Here is a 20,468-nt window from a genome sequence, read left to right as displayed (position 1 = left end):
CCCGTTGATGCGTGTTCATTGTCATGGACATGCCTTTTCAGGCCCGGACCCCCCGCACACCATCCCTACGAGGAGGACCCCCCACATGTCCGTTGTGCGTCACACCCGCCGGAGGATCGCCGGCATCAGCGCGACCGCCGTAGTGGCCCTCGCGCTCGGCGCGGCCGCCGCGTTGCCCGCCTCCGCGGCCGACGGCGGCCCCCAGGGCGTCATCGAGAACGCGGGCGCCGCCGGATCCGTCCCCGGCAGCTACATCGTGACCCTGAAGGACTCCGCCGCCCGCTCCACCGCGGACAGCGGCAAGGCCGTCGCCAAGCGGTACGGCGCGAAGATCGACCGGACCTACAGCGCCGCCCTCAACGGCTACTCCGTCGAGGTCTCCGAGGCGCAGGCCAGAAAGCTCGCCGCCGACCCGGCCGTCCAGTCGGTCGTGCAGAACCGGATCTTCACCGTCGACGCCACCCAGCCCAGCCCGCCGTCCTGGGGCCTGGACCGCATCGACCAGCGGGCCCTCCCGCTGGACCAGAGCTACACCTACCCGGACAAGGCCGGTGAGGGCGTCACCGCCTACATCATCGACACCGGTGTCCGTAAGACGCACCAGGACTTCGGCGGCCGGGCCTCCGACGGCTACGACGCGATCGACAACGACAACACCGCCCAGGACGGCCACGGCCACGGCACCCACGTCGCCGGCACCGTCGCGGGCGGCGCGTACGGCGTGGCCAAGAAGGCGAAGATCGTCGGCGTCCGCGTGCTCGACAACAACGGCTCCGGTACGACGGCCCAGGTGGTCGCCGGCATCGACTGGGTGACCCGCAACGCCGTCAAGCCGGCCGTGGCCAACATGTCGCTCGGCGGCGGCGCGGACTCCGCGCTCGACACCGCCGTACGCAACTCCATAGCCGCCGGCATCACCTACGGCGTGGCGGCCGGCAACGAGTCCACCGACGCCTCCACCAAGTCCCCGGCGCGCGTCGCCGAGGCCATCACGGTCGGCTCCACCACCAACACCGACGCGAAGTCCAGCTTCTCCAACTACGGCAGCATCCTGGACATCTTCGCGCCGGGCTCCAACATCACCTCCGCGTGGGGCACCGGGGACACCGCGACGAACACCATCTCGGGCACCTCGATGGCCACCCCGCACGTCGTGGGCGCGGCGGCCCTCTACCTCTCGCAGAACCCGGCGAGCACCCCGGCGCAGGTCCGGGACGGCCTGGTCGCGGCGGCCACGCCGAACGTGGTGACCAGCCCCGGCACCGGTTCCCCCAACCGGCTGCTGAACGTGGGCGCCGGCACCACCCCGCCGAACCCGGGCACCCGCTTCGAGAACACGGGCGACTACGCGATCAACGACAACGCCACCGTCGACTCGCCCCTCACCGTCAGCGGGATCTCCGGCAACGCCCCGGCGGCGCTGAGCGTCTCGGTCGACATCAAGCACACCTACATCGGTGACCTGAAGGTCGACCTCGTCGCCCCCGACGGCACCCTCTACAACCTCCACAACCGCACCGGCGGCAGCGCGGACAACATCGTCAAGACCGTCACGGTCAACGCCTCGTCCGAGGTGGCCAACGGGGTGTGGAAGCTGCGGGTGAACGACAACGCGAACATCGACACCGGAAAGATCGACTCCTGGGCGCTGCAGTTCTGACGCTCAGGTCCGCCGCCCGGGTGACCGGGTGGCGAGGGGCGCGATAACAGGCTGGATCGCGCGATGAACGCGGGGGCGACCGACTAGTCGGTCGCCCCCGCTGCGTACTATTTCGCGCATTCGTTCGCGCCCCCTTTGATGGAGCACCTCACCACTGTGAGCACCCCGCCCCCGCAGCAGCCCCCCGTCGGCCCCGGCCACTCCTGGCCCCCGCCGTCACCGCCGCCGGTGTGGGGGCCGCCCGCGTACCGGCACCCGCCCGCGCTCAACGGCTTGGCGCTGGCCTCGCTGCTGGTCGGGTTGCTGTGCTTCCCGCCGCTCGGGATCGTCTTCGGGATCGTGGCGCTGGTGCAGATCGCCCGCAAGGGGGAGCGGGGCCGGGCCCTCGCCATCGTGGGGCTGGTGGTCTCGGTGGTGATGTCCGCCGTACTGGTGGCCGGCGCCGCCCGGTTCGCCGGGTCCTTCCTGGGCCGGCTGGGCGAGGCGCGGGAGCTGGAGCACGTCGAGGGCCAGCTGACCGGGATGGACGAGCTGCGGCCGGGCGACTGCTTCAACGTCCCCGGCGGGGACCTCCTGGACGAGAGCCGCTTCACCTACCGGGTCGGCTGCGACCAGGCGCACGACGCCGAGGTGACCTCCACGACCGTGCTCGGCCCGGGCGGCTTCCCCAGCAGGGGCAAGCTCAAGGAGACCGCCACGGACACCTGCTGGAAGGCGCAGGACGCGTACGCGATGGACACCTGGGCGCTGCCCTCGTACGCGGAGATGTTCTACTTCGCCCCCTCGGCGGAGAGCTGGCAGGGCGGGGACCGGCGGCTCCTGTGCCTCATCGGCACGTCGACCGAGGAGCACCGGGGCAGTCTGCGCAAGGACGCGGGGATGCTGACGCCGGACCAGGTGACCCTGCTGAGCGCGCTGAACGCGGTGGACCAGGCGCTGGGGCGCGCGCCCGACGCGGAGCTCGACGAGGAGCTGGCGCAGTACCGCACCTGGGCGCGGGAGGTCGACGAGGTGCTGGCCGGGGAGGAGCGGACGCTCCAGGGCGCGGTCTCGCGGCCGGGGACCGGACCGGCGGCGGCCGCGCAGCTGAAGGAGGTCGCGGCGGCGCGCAAGGAGTGGCAACGGGCGTCCCGGGTGACGCGGCCGGCCGACTTCCAGCAGGCGTGGGACGCGGCGCTGGGCTTGCTCTCGGTGGACACGGAGAAGGCGCTGCGGGGCGCGTACGGGCTGTCGACGCGGGTTCCGGAGTGGCTGGAGGGGGGCCCGGAGGGGCCGGGTGCGGGCTCCGGGCGCGGGCCTTCGTCGGAATCGGTGTGAAGTCCAGTGGGTAACGCGCGGTAACGGGTTTGAGTGACCTGGGTTCATCACATCGGGTGAAACTCTGGCCCGTGCTTGCGCAGCTCAACCGTCGGTTGCCAGGGTGTGGCTGTCTGTCAACCTGATGGGAGTGGCTCGTGACTTTCGGTGAGCAGCCGGCCTATCTGCGCGTCGCCGGGGATCTGCGACGGAAGATCGTCGATGGGTCCCTGCCCCCGCACGCCCGGCTCCCTTCCCAGGCCCGGATCCGCGAGGAGTACGGGGTCTCCGACACCGTGGCGCTGGAGGCGCGCAAGGTCCTCATGGCGGAGGGGCTCGTCGAGGGCCGCTCCGGGTCCGGTACGTACGTACGGGAGCAGCCCGAGCCGCGCCGGGTCGCCCGCTCCGGGTATCGCGCGGCCGGGGCTTCGACGCCGTTCCGCCAGGAGCAGGCGGAGGCGGGCGCGCGCGGCACGTGGGACTCCAGCAGCGAGCAGGCGGCCGCGCCGGCCGGGATCGCGGAGCGGCTGGGCATCGAGCCGGGGGACCGGGTCATGCGCACCCGGTACGTGTTCCGCGACGCGGGGGAGGCGATGATGCTCTCCACCTCCTGGGAGCCCCTCGCCGTGACCGGCCGGACCCCGGTGATGCTGCCCGAGGAGGGGCCGCTGGGCGGCTCGGGGGTGGTGGACCGGATGGCCGCGATCGACGTGGTCGTGGACAACGTGGTCGAGGAGGTCGGCGCCCGGCCGGGCCTGGCCGAGGAGATCATGTCGCTGGGCGGGGTCCCGGGGCACGTGGTCCTGGTGGTGAGCCGTACGTACTTCGCGTCCGGCCGCGCGGTGGAGACGGCGGACGTGGTCGTCCCGGCGGACCGGTTCCGGCTCTCGTACCACCTCCCCGTCCGGTAGCCCGGAGGGACACCGGATTTTCGGTCGCTTCGGCGGGGGCCGGGGCGCGGTCCCGGGCCCCCGTCCGGGCCGCGCTCGCCGGCGGGGCGACCTCCCCCACGCCCCCCACCCGCCGGTGCGCTCCGTGCGCCGGGTCCGGACCGGCGTGCGGCGCCCGCTCGTACGCCTGGCCGGATGCGTACGCCCCCGAGGTACCTCTTCGTGAAAAACCGTATCCGCTCAGTAAAGGTCGGGCGTAAGCTCCGGCATATGCGCAATGCGGTTTCCTGGGCAGGTACATCGGCGGAGGGTGAAGCGCGATGAGCGACAGCGGTGCCCTGCTTCCATGGCTGGTCATACGTCAGGACGACAACGGCAACCGCTACCGGGTGGGTCGCTACGCCACCCGGGCCGAGGCCGAGAAGGTCATCGAGAGTCTCGAGGACCGGGGACACAAGCAGCTCTACTGGGTCGAGCGGATCGGGCAGGGCAGCCAGACCGCCACCACGAACTGAACCGGACGGAAGGCGCTGGCATAGGCTCCGCCCATGACTGAACGCGTGGTCGTGGGCGGAGCCCTTTGTCATGACGGACGCCTGCTGGCCGCCCGGCGCAGCGCGCCGCCCGAGCTGGCCGGCCGGTGGGAACTCCCGGGCGGGAAGGCCGAGCCGGGCGAGAGCGTGCCCGAGGCGCTCGTGCGCGAACTGCGCGAGGAGCTCGGCGTGGAGACCGAGGCGCTGGAGCGGATCCCGGGCGAGTGGCCGCTGAAGCCGGGCCTGGTCCTGCACGTGTGGACCGCCCGGCTGGTCTCGGGGGAGCCCGCGCCGCTGGAGGACCACGACGAGCTGCGCTGGCTCGGGCCGCACGAACTGGACTCGGTGGACTGGCTCGACCAGGACCGGCCCGCCGTCGCGGAAGCCGGGCGCCGGCTGCGCGCCGGGGTGGACATGGAGGCGGCCCGGTCGCACGGCGGGGCGCACCGGGGCGCGTGACGCTCCCGCGCTAGGCCGTCTGCGCCACAGTGCGCCGGTGCGTGGGGGATCGGGTGGTACGACGCCTCGAATATCGGGTATGTCGCTATTAGTCCCTATCTCGTCCCCCCTTCGTCACCGACGAACCGGACTGGGGTCGCTGGTGGCCCGGGAAGTGATCGGCGTGATCGACACAGACGGTGAATGTGCCGAGTGGGCCTTCCCCGCCGAGCCCGGTGCCGTCCGCACCGCGCGCCACGCCGTGCGCGGCACCCTCCGCTCCTGGGGCCTGGACTCCGTCGGCGACGTGACCGTCCTGCTGGTCAGCGAGCTGGTCACCAACTCCCTGCGCTACGCCTCCGGCCCCATCGGGGTCCGCCTGGTCCGGCGCAATCCGGCCGCACCGGACCTGGCCGGCGGCCCGGCACTGCTCGTGGAGGTCTCCGATCCGCTTCCGGATCCGCCCCGCGAGCGCATCGCCGAGCCGGACGACGAGGGCGGGCGCGGACTGCACCTCGTCGCCGTCTCCGCGCGGCGCTGGGGAACCCGGCACGGGAAATCGGGGAAGACCGTGTGGTTCGAGTTGGCTCTTCCTGGTGAGTAACAAGGAGGAAGGGCAGAGAAGGCGGCGGCTGGGGGTCTCCCGGGAAGCGTCCGGGGAGACCGCCGGACGTGGCCGGAAAACAACGGGACCCTTTTGTGATCGTGAACGCCGTGCCGTGCGGGGCCGTGGTGCTGAATACTTCGGTGCATGGCCGGTCCGGTTGCGGTGAGCTGGAGGGGACGGTCGCGTGAGCGAGATACCTGCGCAGACACATCAGGCCCGGGTGCCCGGGGAGCCTTTGCACGACTCCCTGTGGCACAGCAGTCCGCCTGGCTCGATATACGACTACATAAAGGTGGCCTCCTTCTCGATCGGTCCCGACGGGCTCATCGACCAGTGGAGCCTGCGCGCCGAGGAGCTCTTCGGGCTCGGCGCGGCCCAGGCGGTCGGGCGTGATCCGGTCGACGCCTTCATGCCTCCCGAGCTGCGCGCCGACGGCCACCGCAAGGTCGCGGAGATCCTCGACGGCAAGGAGTGGACCGGCCTGATCCCCTTCCGGATCCCGGGCGGGAACGGGGCCCACGGCGTGGCCGAGATCTATGTGATGCCGACCCAGACCGAGAGCGCCGAGCGGGCCGCGCTGTGCGTCGTCGTCGACGTACGCGCGCTGCGGCGCATCGAATCCGACCTTGCCGCTTCTCAGGCCATATTCGGCCAATCTCCCTTCGGGTTCCTGCTCTTCGGTACGGACCTCACCGTGCAGCGCGCCAACCGCCGCTTCGCGACCGTCTTCGGCGGAGCGGTGGAGGAGCACCGCGGCCGGACCGTGCACGACTACCTGCCCCCGCACGAGGCCGACCGGATGGCCGAGGCCCTGCGCCGGGTGCTGGAGACCGGCGAGTCCGTCACCGACCTGCGGATCACCGGCGCGACCCCCGGCTGCCGCGACGACCGCCACTGGTCCATCAACCTCTACCGGGTGCACGACGGCACCGGCCGCCCCATCGGCATCGCCGGCCTCGGCACCGACGTCACCCGCCGCCACCTCGCCGCCCGCGAGGCCGCCGGGGTCCGCCGCAATCTCGCCCTGCTCAACGAGGCCGGCCACCGCATCGGGAACTCCCTCGACCTGGAGACCACCGCCCGCGAACTCCTCGACGTCACCGTCCCCGGCTTCTGCGACCTGGCCGCCGTCGACCTCTACCAGGGGCTGCTGCTCGGAGACGACGACCGGCCCGCCCGTCCGCACGGCCCCGGGCTGCCCTCCCTGCCCGGGCAGGGGGCCCGGCGCGCCCCCTCCGCGCCGCTGCGGCGGGTGGCCTTCGCCTCCGCCGTGTCCGACGCCCCGCTGTCGGGGCCCGGCGCGCTGGTCGCCGTGGGGGAGACCCACCGCTACCCGGCCGCCTCCCCCGGCGCGATGGCCCTGCGCACGGCCCGGACCCGGCTCGTCGAAGGAAGCGGGCCGGACGAGCTCGTACAGTCCACGCTGATCGTGCCGATGGTCGCCCACGACACGGTGGTGGGCCTCGCCCAGTTCTCCCGCACCAAGGGCAGCGAGCCCTTCGGCGAGCGCGACCGGGCCGTCGCCGTAGAACTGGCCGCACGGGCCGCCGTATGCATCGACAACGCCCGCCTGTACCGCCGCGAGCACGAGCGGGCGCTGATCCTCCAGCGCAGCCTGCTGCCCCCCGGCGACCCGGAGGCCGCCGGGCTGGACATCGCCTGCCGGTACCTGCCGGGCAACGCGGCCACCGAGGTCGGCGGCGACTGGTTCGACGTCATCGAACTGCCCGGGCACCGCACCGCCCTCGTCGTCGGCGACGTCATGGGCCGCGGGCTGCGGGCCGCCGTCGCCATGGGCGAACTGCGCACCGCCGTACGCACCCTCGCGCTGCTGGACCTCGAACCGGCGGAGGTGCTCACCGCCCTCGACGAGGTCGCGCGGGGCCTCGGCGCCTCCGGCGGCGGCCAGCAGGCCTCCCGCGCGGCCCTGCACTCCCGCGACGCCGACCGCTCCGAGGTGTACCTCGCCACGTGCGTGTACGCCGTCTACGACCCGGTGACCCGGCGCTGCACCATCGCCAACGCGGGCCACATGCCGCCCGTGCTGGTCGAACCGGCCGAGGAGGGCGCCGAGCCGCGCCCCGGGCTGCTGCTGGAGATCCCGACCGGGATGCCGCTGGGGGTCGGCGGCGAACCCTTCGAGGAGGTCGAGGTGGAACTCCCCGAGGGCGCGCTGCTGGCCCTCTACACCGACGGACTGGTCGAGTCCCGCGACCACCCCCTGGAGGAGGGCCTGCGCGGGCTCCGCGACGCGGTCGCGGACCCGGCCCGCCCCCTGGAGGAGGTCTGCGACCACGTCCTGAACACACTGAACACCCGGCACGGCGAGGACGACATCGCCCTGCTGATGGCGCGGGTGCAGGGGCTGCCGGTGGACGCCGTCGGCGACTGGCAGCTGCCGCGCGAGGCCCGCTCGGTGGGCCGCGCCCGCGAACTGGCCCGGGCGAAGCTGCCGGCCTGGGGCCTGGAGGGGCTGCTCGACACCACGGAACTGCTGGTCAGCGAACTCGTCACCAACGCCCTGCGGTACGGGGAGGGCGAGATCCGGCTGCGGCTGCTGCTGGACCGGACCCTGGTGTGCGAGGTCTGGGACGCGAACCTGGCCCAGCCCAGACGCCGCCGTGCCCGGGACACCGACGAGGGCGGCCGGGGCCTCCAGTTGGTCGGCCTGCTCTCGGCCGGCTGGGGCACCCGCCGCACCCACCGGGGCAAGACCGTCTGGTTCGAGCTCCCGCTCCCCATGCCCGGCTGCGGCCCGGGGGAGGCGGTCACCGAACTCTCGGCGGAGCAGCTGCTGAGCATGTACGGGTGAGTCGGGGGCGGGGGCGGGGGCGGGGGCGGGGGCTGTCGGTCTAGGCCGCCCGGGTCTTGAGGGCGGCGAGGCGGGCCTCGAGCTCCGAGGTCTTGCCGAGGTCCTCCAGCGACTCGAACTGCGCGTCCAGGGAGGAGGCCGCCAGCTCATGCTTGCCCAGGACCATCGCCTCCTCGCGCCGGATCTTCTCCTCGAAGCGGCTGAGCTCGCTCGTCGGGTCCAGGACGTTGATGTTCTTCACCGCGTCCAGCATCGTGTTTTGCGCCTGCGCCGTCTTGGCCCGGGACATCAGCTCGTCCCGCTTGCCCTGGAGCTCCGTCAGCTTGTCGCGCATCGAGTTCAGGCCCGTCTTGAGCTTGTCCACGACCTCCGTCTGGGCGGCGATCACCGGCTCGGCCGTCTGCGCCTCCTTCTCCGACTGCATCTGCCGGCCCAGGGCCACCTTCGCGAGGTTGTCGAACCGGTCCGCCTCCGCCGCCGCGCCGGACGCGCGCAGCTCGTCAGCCTTGCGGCTGGCCGCGAGGGCCTTGCCGCCCCATTCGGCGGCGGCCTCCACGTCCTCCGTGTGGTCGGCCTCCAGCATCCGCAGGTTGCCGATGGTCGTGGCCACCGCCTGCTCGGCCTCCGAGATGTTCTGCGAGTAGTCGCGGATCAGCTGGTCGAGCATCTTCTGCGGGTCCTCCGCCTGGTCCAGCAGGGCGTTGATGTTCGCCTTCGCGAGCTGGGTGACACGGCCGAGGATGGTCTGCTTGCTCATGTGGGTCTCTCCTGGTGAGGGGATGTCCGGTGCGGGTTCCGCCGTCTGGTGGCGGTGCCGGTTCCGGTGCGGGTGCCGTCTGGTGGCGGTGGTGCCGCGTGGGTCAGAAGCGGCCGCCGCCGCCCATGCGGCCCCGGGTGCCGCCGCCCCCGTAGGAGCCGGGGCCGCGGCCGCCGCCTGCGCCGCCCCCGCCGCCGAAGCCTCCGCCGAAGCCGCCTCCGCCGAAGCCGCCCGTGCCGCCCCGCAGGATCTCGCCGAGGATGATCCCGCCGAGTACGGCGCCGCCCCGGCCGCCGCCGGCGCGCTGCCCGGCGTACGGGTTCTGGTACGCCCGTACGTCCTGCTCCGCCAGCTGCTGCGCCTGCCGGGCGAGCGAGTCCGCCTGCTGCGCCTCCGCCAGCGCGCCCGCCGGGTTCTGCCCGGCCAGGGACACCGACCGCTCCAGGTGCCGCTGCGCCTCCGCCAGCCGGGTCCGGGCCTGGCTGCCGACCGCGCCCCGGCTGGTGGTGACGTAGTCCGTCGCCGCGCCGATCGCGCTGCGGGCCGACAGCATGGCCTGGTCCAGCAGGCCCGCCGCGCGCTGGCGCCCCGACTCCTGCTCGCGCGCCCCGGCCAGGGCCTCGTCGAGGGCCGCGTCCGCCTCCTCGACCCGCCGCAGGGCGTCGATCGGGTCGTACCGGCCGGCCGCCTGCTCCTGGCGCACGTCGGCCAGTACGGACTCCGCCCGGCCGATCCGGCCGCGCAGGTCCGCCGTGGAGGAGCCCTCCGCCGTACCGGTGAGCAGGCCGCGCGCGTCGGCGAGGTCCGCCTCCGTCTCGGTGAGGGCGCCCGGCAGCTTCCCGGCCGCCTCCGCCAGCTCCTGCGCCCGCCGCTCGACCGCGTCCACCAGGGTCGCCGCCTGGTCCACCGCCCCCTCGGCGGCCCGTACGTGCACGGCCGCCCTTCCGTTGTCCCCGCCGTCGATCGCCGCCCGCGCCTCGCCGAGGTTGGTCGTCGCGAACAGCAGCCGGTCCTTGGCCTGCTCGGGGTTGGAGGCCACCGGCGCGGACGCGGAGTCCGCGTACCGGCCCGTCAGCGCCGTCAGGGTCGCCTCGGCCGTGGCCGTACGCCCGGTCAGCGCGCGGAAGTGCGCCTCCACGGTGGTGAGGGCCTGCGGGGCGTTCTTCTCCAGGTCCCGCAGCCGGTCGAAGTCCGCCGACTCGGCGTCGAGCCGCCGGTTCGCCTCCGTGCAGCGCGCCACGATCTCGTCCAGCATCCGGCGCCGGGTGGCGTCGTCCTCGGGGTAGGCGTCGTCCAGCTGCTGGCGCAGCCGGAAGGCCTGCGTCAGCTCGCCCTTGGCGTACGCCACCGCCTCGGTGAAGGTCCCGATCGCCGCGTCGCCGAACTGGGCGGAGGCGAAGCCGAGTTCCTCGATACTCGTACGGATGGCGTCGTCGGTCTCCACCAGCAGGGCCTTCGCCCTGGTGTCGAGCTCCGGCAGCGGGGTCGGCTCGGCCCGCGCCCCGTCCCAGCCGGCGTGGGTGGTCGCCGTACCCCTGCCGCGCTTGCGCCGCCTGTACGCGTACACCCCGAGCGCCCCGGCCGCGCCGACGGCGACCACCGGCAGCACGAAGTCGCCGGCGCCGCTCTGGCCGTCGGCCCCGCCGCCGCCGGGGTCGGGCGCGCCGGGGGTGATGGCGGGCACGGGGACGGGCCGGCCGGCGAGCACCGCGTCGTAGCCGTTCGCCGCGCCGATCGCGGCGCCCGCCCAGTCGTTCTGGCGCAGGGCGGGCTCGATGGCGGTACGGGCGACGGCCGCGAGCTGCTCCTCGGTGAAACCGGACTCCACGTCGGCCGAATAGGCGTACTGCCGGGCGCCGGTGGCCACCGCCAGCAGGAGGTCGTTCTGGCCGAGGCCGTTCTTCTGTGCGGTCGCGTCGGCCCAGCTCTGGGGGGAGCGGTCGGAGAAGTCGTGCACGTACGTGACGAAGAGCTGGACGCGGTGGTCGGCGTAGAGCTTGTCCAGCGCGGCCGTGACGGCGGGGCGGCGGTCGGCGAGGGCGTTCACGCGGTCGGTGATCTGCCCTTGCTGCGACAGGGTGACGGGGTCTTCGGCGTGGGCCGGGGTCGCCCCGGCCACTCCCCACCCGCCGAGCGCCAGCAGCGCGGCGGCGAGGAGCAGTCCGCTGCGCGCGGCTATGCCGGTGGGGGGCTTGGGTCGCGTCCTGCTTCTCGGCGGGTGCACATTTGGGAGGGTATGGGGGCATTTACGGTCTCGCACCCGGAGGCGGGGCGGGGGTGTGGGTGGGTCGGGGTCGGGGGGGGGGGGGTGTCGTCCGGGACGGGCTTCGATGTTCGGCGCCCTGGGCTGATTGGTCTGCCGGGCGGTACCGCGCGCCGAAATCATCTCGTTTTAGTCCCGGACAACACCCCACCCCGCCCCCGCCCCCTCACGCCCGCAGCCAAGTTCAGCCTCGCCGGCGTTTGAGGCGCGGGGGTCTGGGGGCGGAGCCCCCAGGGGGTCCGGGGCGCAGCCCCGGGGAACGGGCGAAGGGCGGGTAGGGGACCAGCCCCGCGCAGCGGCACAGGCGCAGCCCCCGGCTCGGACGCGTAACGCCCGGCCGGGGCTACGGAAGGGCCAGGGCCGTGAGGGTGGGGTGGGGGAGGACCAGGGTGCCGGCCGCCACGACCGCGTCGTGCCCCGCGGACGGGTGCTCCCACTGCCCCCGCGGCTTGCCCGTGTCCAGGTCCAGCCCGGTCACGAACGGCAGCGCGGCCCGCCCCAGGAGCCCCCGGCGGCCGCCGTGGGAGGACTGGACGTACAGCACGCCCTGCCGCACGCCCAGCAGTTCCAGCACGCAGGCCGTGCCCTCGCGCCGGGTCACGGGCCGCTGCCACCGCACCGCCCCGCTGTCCGCGTCGAGCGCGAACACCACGTCCCAGCCCTGCTCCGGGCGGTACGCGGCCACGTACACCACCCCGTCCTCGACGAGCGGCCCGCCCCCCGGAGTGCCCGGCTCGAAGCGCCACAACTCGTAGCCCTTGCGCCGGTCGAGGGCGCGCAGGACCTTCCCGTCGAGCACGTGCACCGGCCCGGCGGGGAGCTCCGGGGCCGGCCGGGTGCCGGCGCCGTAGCCGCGCGGCCACGACCACAGCGGCGCCCCGCTCGGCAGGTGCAGCGCCCGCAGCTGCCGGCCGTCCCCGAGGACCAGGCACTCGCCCGCGACGGTCACCGACAGCCGGCCCGCGCCCGGCACCGGCTGCCGCCACACCGGCTCGCCGGTGGCCTTGCCCAGGGCGGTCAGTTCCCCCTCGGCGGCGTGCAGCACCAGACCGGGCGCCAGCGTCAGCGAGGCCGCCTCCGGCAGCTCCCGCCACCAGCGCACCCGCCCGTGCGCCGGCTCCCGGACCACCAGCCGCCCGCGCGCCCCGCCGCCGGACTCCACGACCACGCAGACGGTGTCCGCGTCGGCCGCGCACCACACCCGCTCCGGCTCCGGGAGCGGGCGGGCCCGTATCCCCTCGTCGGAGTACGCCGTCCAGCGCGCGCCCCCCGTCGCCGCCTCCACGCAGCCCACCTCGGCGCCCGAAGTCCACACCACGCGCTCCCCGGCGGAGTGCAGGGCGTCCGGGCGGTTCCCGGTGTGCCACCGTTCCTCGCCCGGGCCGGCCTGCCGCAGTGGGGGCCGGGTAGCGCTGTCCGGGAACGGCGTCACCCTGTGCGGCGTGGTGCCCGGATCCGCGGCGGCCTGCGCCAGCCAGGGCGCTCCCGCCGTGCAGTCCCGGGCGATCCAGGCCAGTTCCCGGCCCCGCTCGGCGGGTTCGCCCAGCCTGCGTGCCGCGGCCGCCCGCTCCCGCGCGACGGTCAGGTCCAGCACCGACCGGTGGCCCTGGGCGCTGAGATCGCGGGCGGCCTCCAGCGCGGCACGGGCCCCGTCGACCTCCTCGTCGCCGGTGCCGCGCCCGTCCTCCCGGCCCACGGCGGCCGCCTGCTTGCGCAGCCGTTCGGCCTCTACGGGGACACCCCGGTCGGCCTGCTGGGCCGCCTGCTCGCGCAGCCGGGCCGCCCGCCCCGCCACCAGTTCCTCCAGCGCCTCCCCGGCCCGGGCCAGGGCCTCGGCCGCACCCGTCCGGTCCCCGACGGCGGAGCGCTCGCCCGCCACCCGGCACAGGGCCCGTACCCGGGCCCCGCCGACGGGGATCCGCGCGGCCAGCCGCAGGGCGGCGGGCAGGTCCTGCCGCGCGACGGCGGTGACGGCCTTGGACTCGGTGGCCGCCCGGACCACCGGGCTCTGGATCCGGGCCAGGTAGCCCTCGGCGCGCGTGAGGTCGGCCGGGGCGCTCGCCAGGGCGGCCCGCGCCAGTACGGCCTCCTCGGCGGAGCTGTCGGCGAAGTAGCGGCGGGCCAGGCGGACCCCGCGTTCGGGCGCGACCGCGGCGAGTTCCTCCGCGACCTTGCGCAGCCGGGCCGTCCGCTTGGGGTCCGACGCCGTGAACAGGGCCTGCTGCGCGTCGGTCAGCACCCGTTCGGTGCGGGCGGGGGCGTCCCGCGAGATCCGCCGGGCCAGCCCGGTCAGCAGCGCGGCGACCCGGGCGCCGTCACCGTCGCCGTCGGTCCACGCCCAGAGCTCGGCGTCCGCCAGGAGCCGGCTCGCGAGGCCCGCGTCGAAGCGGGCCGCGGCCTCCGCCGCGAGGGCGAGCCCCTCGGCGCGCACCTCGCCCGCCCCGGGGGGCAGGGAGGTCAGCGTCTCCTCCGTCTCCAGCAGCAGCTCCCGTACGAACTCCCGTACGGGGGCGGGAATGTATCCGTTGTCGCTGTTGTCGTCGTCGCCATCGGATCTCGGCCCGGTGTCGGATTCGGGCCCGGTGCCGATTCCCGTTTCGGTCCCGGTCCCGGTCCCGGTCCCGGTCCCGGTGCCGGTGCCGGTGCCGGTGCCGGTGCCCGTCCCCGTCCCGGTCCCCGTCCCCGTGCCGGTCCCCGTCCCCGTCCCCGTGCCGGTGCCGGTGTCGCTCCCCGCCCCCGTCCCGGTCCGGTCCCCGGACTCCGCCCCGTCCGCCTCCCGCGCCCCCGGGGCCGTGCCGGCGCCCGCCAGCTCCCGCAGGGCCCGTGCCACCCACGCCGCCGACTCCGGGCGGTCCTCGGGGTCCTTCTCCAGCAGGGCCAGCACCAGCCGGTCCAGCTCCGCGCTCACCGCTGCCCCGGCCTGCCGCAGCGGCAGCGGGGCGTCCTCGACGTGCCGCCGCATCAGTACGTACATCGGCTCGGCCGAGCCGAAGGGCGGCTCCCCGCTCAGCAGGGCGTACAGCACGCACCCCAGCGCGTACAGATCGCACCGGGCGTCCACGTGCTCGCCGCGCCACTGCTCGGGCGCCATGTACGGCGGCGTGCCGAACATCCGCCCCGTGACCGTCCAGCCGGCCGTGGCGTCGGCGGAGTGCGCGATGCCGAAGTCGCAGATCTTGAGCCGGCCCCCGGGCAGCAGGAAGAGGTTCCCGGGCTTCAGGTCCCGGTGCACCACCGCCTGTTCGTGCGCGGCGGCCAGCGCCTCCGCCGTCTGCGCGGCCAGCCCGACCGCCTCGGCCGGAGCCAGCCCGCCCGGCGAACGGGCGAGCACCGCCCCCAGGTCCTCCCCGGAGAGCAGCTCCATGACGATGAACAGCCGCCCCTCGTGCTGCCCCACGTCGTGCACCACGGTGATCCCGGGGTGCTGGAGGCGCGCACCGATGGTGGCCTCCCGTCGGAAGCGCGCGATCAGTTCCTCGTTGGTCGCCGCGTCCAGCAGCACCTTGACCGCCACGGCCCGGCCCAGGGCCAGGTCGTGGCCGCGCCACACCTCGCCCATGCCGCCCGCACCGAGCCGTTGGTCCAGCCGGTACCGGTCTGCCAGCAGTTCCCCCACCCGCACCGCGAAGCCCCCTGAGATCACGTCGTCCGACGGTCATCCAGGGGGCATTGTCCACCGCGAAGTGAACTAACGGGGGTGGGGAGCTGCTGGTCCGTTAGGTCACTCTTGTGAGTGATAGTTCACTTTGGTGAGTGTTGTTACGGTCGGATGTATGAACCTCAAGGAGTGGGCGCAGGCGCAGGGTGTGCATCCGCAGACCGCGTATCGCTGGTTCCGTGAGGGCACCTTGCGCTGGGCCGCACCGAGCTCGTTGAGGCCGCCCTGTCCGCGACTGGCCGGCGCCTTGTCGTGCTGGACGAGGGTGATGTCGATGACGACCTGGCGCAGGACATCGTGGATGTGCTGACCTCGTTCTGCGCCCGCCTGTACGGAGGACGGTCGGCGAAGGACCGGGCCCGTAGGGCCCTTGAGGCGGCCGGGCATGGCTGAGCCGAAGAAGAAGCTCCGCACCATCGACGCGCCGTTTGTCGCCCTCGGGCCGTCCGGTGTGGCCATACGCGACCGCCTCAAGCACCTCACCCCAGGGGATCAGAGGGTTCTCCGCCTGGTGGGCGAGCACCTGGGCTCCCTCGCATCCCGTGACCTCAAGGCACGCTGTGCGGATGGCCTGGAGCATTCCACGGACACGTGGGCGGCCCGCAAGCGGGACCTGACCGCCGAGTCGTCCTCCCGCTGGGCCGGTTCGATCACCAAGGCCACCCACGATCAGTGGGCGCCTTCCCGCCGCTGTCAGCTCGCGCACATCCAAAACCTCGAGGCCGGTGTCCGCACGCTGATGCACCGCCTGTCGCAGCCCATCGGGGAGAAGGGCACCAAGAAGGCGCCGGGTGGTTACCGGTCAAAGGGCGAGTGGTTCCAAAAGTCCCGGCGCCTGCACACTCTGGAGCACCGTCTCGACACGGCTCGCGCCGACCGGGAGGCAGGTGTCGTGCACGTCGTGCGGGGCGGGAAGAAGATGGCCCGCAATCGTCACAACCTTACGTCCGCCCAGCTCACCGAGCTGGAGTGGCGCGAACGCTGGGAAGCGGAGCGCTGGTTCCTCGCCGCCGACGGAGAGCCCGGCAAATGCTTCGGGAACGAGACGATCCGCGTCGCTCCCGGCGGCGAGGTCTCCATCAAACTGCCCACGCCGCTCGCTCACCTGTCCAACGCGCCACATGGCCGGTACGTCCTCGCCTCCACGGTGCACTTCCAGCACCGTGGCGAGGAGTGGCGAGAGCGCGTCAGCGGCAACCGCGCCGTGGCCTATCGCATCCACTACGACGCAGCGCGGGGCCGCTGGTACCTCACCGCTGCCTGGTCTTGCCCGGTGGTCAAGACGATCCCGCTGGAGGCGGCCCGCGCCCTCGGCATGGTCGGGGTCGATACGAACGCCGACCACCTGGCCGCCTACCAGCTCGACAGGCACGGCAACCCGGTCGGCGAACCGCACCGCTTCTTCTTCGACCTGGCCGGGCCGGCTGATCACCGGGACGCCCAGGTGCGGCACGCGATCACCCGGCTCCTGCACTGGGCCCGTCGCTGCGGCGTCCATGCGATCGGCATCGAGGACCTGGACTTCGCCGTGGAGAAGACACGCGAGAAGCACGGCCGCAAGAAGCGGTTCCGGCAGTTGATCTCCGGCATGCCGACCGGCAAGCTCAAAGCCCGGCTCGTGTCGATGGCCGCCGAGCAGGACCTGGCGATCGTCGCGGTCGATCCGGCCTACACCTCGATGTGGGGCGATGAGCACTGGCGCAAGCCCCTGACCAGCAACAAGCGCAAGATGACTCGCCATGACGCCGCTTCGGTGGCGATTGGCAGGCGCGCCCTCGGGCACCCGATCCGGCGACGGACGGCACCGCCCCGCGACGACCAGAGTGATCGTCGCGGGCATCGGACCGTCCAGGCCGGACCGCAGACCCGAGGGCGTGAGGAAACCCGCCCCCGCATCCCCGGACCACGGACACGATCCGTATCGCCGGATGCGGAGCGAAAGCGGGCGACCAGGGCATCCCAAACCGCTCGGGATGCCCGCAGTGACCAGGTATGGGTACAAGACCCACTCCTGCTCACTGATTAGGAACGGTCGGAATCCGAACGGCGCCGGATCTTGTTCCCCAGCCACACCAGGGGGTCGTACTTGCGGTCCACGGCCCGTTCCTTCAGCGGGATCAGGGCATTGTCGGTGATCTTGATGCCCTCGGGGCAGACCTCGGTGCAGCACTTGGTGATGTTGCAGTAGCCCAGCCCGTGCTCCTCCTGGGCGGCGCGTTTGCGGTCGAGGCCCGTTTCGGCTGCCGCGTCCAGGGGGTGCATGTCCAGCTCCGCGACCCGCATCAGGAAGCGCGGACCGGCGAAGGCGGTCTTGTTCTCCTCGTGGTCACGCACCACGTGGCAGGTGTCCTGGCACAGGAAGCACTCGATGCACTTGCGGAACTCCTGCGAGCGCTCCACGTCCACCTGCCGCATCCGGTACTCGCCCGCCGCGACCCCCGGCGGAGGCACGAAGGCCGGCACCTCCCGCGCCTTGGCGTAGTTGAAGGACACGTCCGTGACCAGGTCCCGGACCACGGGGAAGGCCCGCAGCGGGGTGATCGTGACGGTTTCCTCGCGGGTGAAGGTGGACATCCGCGTCATGCACATCAGCCGCGGGCGGCCGTTGACCTCCGCGCTGCACGAACCGCACTTGCCCGCCTTGCAGTTCCAGCGGACCGCGAGGTCGGAGGCCTGGGTCGCCTGGAGCCGGTGCACGATGTCCAGGACCACCTCGCCGTCGTGCACCTCGACGGTGAAGTCCCGCAGTTCCCCGCCCTCCGCGTCGCCCCGCCAGACCCGGAAGCGTGCGTCGTATGTGGTCACCCGTACAGCTCCTCTTCGGCGAGGTATTTGGCCAGTTCTTCCTTCTCGAAGAGCGCGAGGAGGTCGGAGCGGATCGGTTCGGTACGGACCCGTTCCAGCGCGATCCGGCCGGCGGCGGGGTCGGCGGGGGCAGGCTCCACCGGGCGGCACAGCAGGTTCACCGGCCGCCACTGGCGTTCCATCGCCGGGCAGTCCTCGCGGGTGTGCCCGCCCCGGCTCTCGGTGCGCTCCAGGGCGGCGCGGGCCACGCACTCGCTGACCAGCAGCATGTTGCGCAGGTCCAGCGCCAGGTGCCAGCCCGGGTTGAACTGCCGGTGCCCCTCGACCCCGGCGCGGGCCGCCCGTACGCGCAGGGCCGCCAGCCGCTCCAGCGCCTCGGCCATCTCGCCCTCCCGGCGGATGATGCCGACCAGGTCGTTCATGGCCGTCTGGAGCTCCTGGTGGAGGGTGTACGGGTTCTCCGCGCCCTCGTCCGCGTGGAAGGGGGCCAGCGCTTCGGCGGCCGCCGCGTCGATCTCCGCCTGGGAGACCGCGGGCCGCCCTCCCGGCGCGGCGGCGTGGGCCGCCGCGTGCAGCCCGGCCCGCCGGCCGAAGACCAGCAGGTCGGAGAGGGAGTTGCCGCCGAGCCGGTTCGAGCCGTGCATGCCGCCCGCGACCTCACCGGCCGCGAACAGCCCCGGTACGCCGACGGTCGCGGCGGTGTCGGAGTCGACCGCGATCCCGCCCATCACGTAGTGGCAGGTCGGGCCGACCTCCATGGGCTCGGCGGTGATGTCCACGTCCGCCAGCTCCTTGAACTGGTGGTACATGGAGGGCAGCCGGCGTTTGATCTTCTCGGCCGGCATCCGGGTGGACACATCGAGGAAGACCCCGCCGTGCGGGGACCCGCGGCCCGCCTTCACCTCGGAGTTGATCGCGCGGGCGACCTCGTCGCGGGGGAGCAGCTCGGGCGGACGACGGTTGTGGTCCGGGTCCTCGTACCAGCGGTCGCCCTCCTCCTCGGACTCGGCGTACTTCTCCTTGAAGACGTCCGGGACGTAGTCGAACATGAACCGCTTGCCCTCGGAGTTGCGCAGGACGCCGCCGTCGCCGCGGACGGACTCCGTGACGAGGATCCCCTTCACCGAGGGGGGCCAGACCATGCCCGTGGGGTGGAACTGGACGAACTCCATGTTCAGCAGCGGGGCGCCGGCCAGCAGGGCCAGCGCGTGTCCGTCGCCGGTGTACTCCCAGGAGTTGGAGGTGGTCTTGAAGGACTTGCCGATCCCGCCGGTGGCCAGCACCACCGCGGGGGCCTCCAGGACGAAGAAGCGGCCGGTCTCGCGCTCGTAGCAGAAGGTCCCCGAGACCCGCTGCCCGTCCTTGAGGATCCTGGTGACCGTGCACTCCTGGAAGACCTTGAGGCGGGCCTCGTGGTCCCCGTACTCCGTGAAGTCCTGCTGCTGGAGCTGGACGATCTTCTGCTGGAGGGTGCGGATCAGCTCCAGGCCGGTCCGGTCGCCGACGTGCGCGAGGCGCGGGTACTCGTGCCCGCCGAAGTTGCGCTGGGAGATCCTCCCGTCGGGCGTGCGGTCGAAGAGCGCGCCCCAGGTCTCCAGCTCCCAGACCCGGTCCGGTGCCTCCTTGGCGTGTAGTTCGGCCATCCGCCACTGGTTGAGGAACTTGCCGCCGCGCATGGTGTCGCGGAAGTGGACCTGCCAGTTGTCGCCCTCGTTGACGTTGCCCATGGAGGCGGCGATCCCGCCCTCCGCCATCACCGTGTGGGCCTTGCCGAAGAGGGACTTGCAGATCACGGCCGTACGGGCGCCCCGTTCGCGGGCCTCGATCGCGGCCCGCAGTCCGGCACCGCCCGCGCCGACCACGACCACGTCCCACTGCTGCCGTTCCACTTGAGCCATCTCAGAAGATCCTCGGGTCGGTGATGGTGCCGCTGGCCAGCAGGTACACGTAGAAGTCGCACAGGGCCACGCTGATCAGGGAGGCCCACGCGAGCTGCATGTGACGGGTGTTGAGCCGGCTGACCCAGCCCCACAGGCGGTAGCGCACCGGATGCCGGGAGAAGTGCTTGAGGCGGCCGCCCATGATGTGCCGGCAGGAGTGGCAGGACAGGGTGTAGGCCCAGATCAGCACGATGTTCGCCAGGAAGATCAGCGTGCCGAGGCCCATGTGGCCCCACGCGTAGTGCGCGTCGCGGAAGGTCAGCACGGTGTCGTAGGTGAGGATCCCCGCGACCGGCACCGCCGCGTAGAAGAAGTACCGGTGCATGTTCTGCAGGATCAGCGGGAAGCGGGTCTCGCCCGTGTACGAGGCGTGCGGCTCGGCGACGGCGCAGGCGGGCGGGGAGGCCCAGAAGCCCCGGTAGTAGGCCTTGCGGTAGTAGTAGCAGGTCAGCCGGAAGCCGAGCGGGAAGACCAGGATCAGCAGGGCGGGGGACAGGCCCCACCAGCTGCCGAACAGGTCGAGGTTGGGGCCGCCGCGCATCGTCTCGCAGTTCTCCGCCAGACAGGGGGAGTAGAAGGGGGAGACGTACGGGGCCGCGTAGTAGTGGTCGTTGGCGAAGGCCCGCCAGGTCGAGTAGACGATGAAGGCGAGCAGCCCGGCCGCGGTGCCGGCGGGCGACAGCCACCACCGGTCGGTCCGCAGGTGCCGGGCCGAGATCGCGGCCCGCGAGGGGCCGTGGACCCCGCCGGGCCGCTGCTGGGGTGGTTCCGTGCCTGTGGCCAAGGGGAACTCCGGGTGGAGTGATGAG

Annotated in this window: 14 protein-coding genes and 1 pseudogene; 9 read left to right on the top strand and 6 right to left on the bottom strand. The window is 73.2% G+C overall.

Annotated elements, in window-relative coordinates; all coding sequences use genetic code 11:
• Positions 1-85: 85 nt before the first annotated feature.
• The 7 genes from OOK34_RS06325 to OOK34_RS06295 all read left to right on the top strand — a co-directional run bounded on the left by OOK34_RS06325 (position 86) and on the right by OOK34_RS06295 (position 8,236).
• A complete protein-coding gene (locus OOK34_RS06325; RefSeq protein ID WP_267032878.1) occupies positions 86-1,660 on the top strand; it encodes a S8 family peptidase in 1,575 nt (524 codons plus the stop codon).
• A gap of 156 nt (positions 1,661-1,816) precedes the next feature.
• Positions 1,817-2,977 carry a DUF4190 domain-containing protein gene (locus OOK34_RS06320; protein WP_267032877.1) on the top strand — a complete coding sequence of 387 codons (1,161 nt, stop codon included), beginning with the start codon at positions 1,817-1,819 and terminating at the stop codon, positions 2,975-2,977.
• A 137-nt stretch (positions 2,978-3,114) separates the two neighbouring features.
• The gene (locus OOK34_RS06315) at positions 3,115-3,867 is read left to right on the top strand and encodes a GntR family transcriptional regulator (protein WP_267032876.1); all 753 of its coding nucleotides are present in this window, start codon (positions 3,115-3,117) and stop codon (positions 3,865-3,867) included.
• 299 nt (positions 3,868-4,166) lie between these two features.
• Positions 4,167-4,361, top strand: coding sequence for an SPOR domain-containing protein (locus OOK34_RS06310; protein WP_267032875.1), 195 nt, complete (start codon positions 4,167-4,169; stop codon positions 4,359-4,361).
• Between the two features lie 33 nt (positions 4,362-4,394).
• Positions 4,395-4,838: a (deoxy)nucleoside triphosphate pyrophosphohydrolase gene (locus tag OOK34_RS06305; RefSeq protein WP_267032874.1), complete on the top strand. Its 444-nt coding sequence runs from the start codon at positions 4,395-4,397 to the stop codon at positions 4,836-4,838.
• Between the two features lie 154 nt (positions 4,839-4,992).
• On the top strand, positions 4,993-5,421 hold the full coding sequence (locus OOK34_RS06300) for an ATP-binding protein (protein WP_267036645.1): 429 nt from the start codon (positions 4,993-4,995) through the stop codon (positions 5,419-5,421).
• Between the two features lie 196 nt (positions 5,422-5,617).
• Positions 5,618-8,236: a SpoIIE family protein phosphatase gene (locus OOK34_RS06295; protein WP_267036644.1), complete on the top strand. Its 2,619-nt coding sequence runs from the start codon at positions 5,618-5,620 to the stop codon at positions 8,234-8,236.
• Between the two features lie 40 nt (positions 8,237-8,276).
• Here OOK34_RS06295 and OOK34_RS06290 read toward each other — a convergent pair whose 3' ends face one another.
• From OOK34_RS06290 to OOK34_RS06280, 3 genes are all read right to left on the bottom strand, one after another.
• Entirely contained in the window at positions 8,277-8,993 is a 717-nt protein-coding gene (locus OOK34_RS06290; protein ID WP_267032873.1) for a PspA/IM30 family protein, read from the bottom strand.
• Between the two features lie 103 nt (positions 8,994-9,096).
• Positions 9,097-11,112 (bottom strand): TPM domain-containing protein, encoded by a 2,016-nt coding sequence (locus OOK34_RS06285; RefSeq protein ID WP_267036643.1) that lies wholly within the window; start codon positions 11,110-11,112, stop codon positions 9,097-9,099.
• A gap of 487 nt (positions 11,113-11,599) precedes the next feature.
• Positions 11,600-14,899, bottom strand: coding sequence for a protein kinase (locus OOK34_RS06280; RefSeq protein ID WP_267032872.1), 3,300 nt, complete (start codon positions 14,897-14,899; stop codon positions 11,600-11,602).
• 225 nt (positions 14,900-15,124) lie between these two features.
• Between OOK34_RS06280 and OOK34_RS06275 the strand changes: the two are divergent.
• Both OOK34_RS06275 and OOK34_RS06270 read left to right on the top strand, forming a co-directional pair.
• A pseudogene (locus tag OOK34_RS06275) lies at positions 15,125-15,307 on the top strand (IS607 family transposase); the annotation flags it as partial.
• Positions 15,300-16,940, top strand: coding sequence for a transposase (locus OOK34_RS06270; RefSeq protein ID WP_267032871.1), 1,641 nt, complete (start codon positions 15,300-15,302; stop codon positions 16,938-16,940). The pseudogene OOK34_RS06275 and the gene OOK34_RS06270, both read left to right, overlap by 8 nt.
• Here the strand turns inward: OOK34_RS06270 and OOK34_RS06265 are convergent.
• The 3 genes from OOK34_RS06265 to OOK34_RS06255 are packed head-to-tail and all read right to left on the bottom strand — an operon-like array spanning position 16,937 to position 20,443.
• A complete protein-coding gene (locus OOK34_RS06265; protein WP_267032870.1) occupies positions 16,937-17,719 on the bottom strand; it encodes a succinate dehydrogenase/fumarate reductase iron-sulfur subunit in 783 nt (260 codons plus the stop codon). The two genes, OOK34_RS06270 and OOK34_RS06265, sit on opposite strands and share 4 nt — an antisense overlap.
• The gene (locus tag OOK34_RS06260) at positions 17,716-19,617 is read right to left on the bottom strand and encodes a fumarate reductase/succinate dehydrogenase flavoprotein subunit (protein ID WP_267032869.1); all 1,902 of its coding nucleotides are present in this window, start codon (positions 19,615-19,617) and stop codon (positions 17,716-17,718) included. The genes OOK34_RS06265 and OOK34_RS06260 overlap by 4 nt, the downstream gene beginning before the upstream one ends.
• Position 19,618: 1 nt before the next feature.
• A complete protein-coding gene (locus tag OOK34_RS06255) occupies positions 19,619-20,443 on the bottom strand; it encodes a hypothetical protein (protein WP_267032868.1) in 825 nt (274 codons plus the stop codon).
• Positions 20,444-20,468: the final 25 nt, after the last annotated feature.

It is taken from the genome of Streptomyces sp. NBC_00091 (assembly GCF_026343185.1).
Taxonomy (GTDB): domain Bacteria; phylum Actinomycetota; class Actinomycetes; order Streptomycetales; family Streptomycetaceae; genus Streptomyces.
The sequence above is the reverse complement of the archived record's forward strand: the minus strand, read 5'-3'. Positions and strand labels throughout refer to the sequence as shown.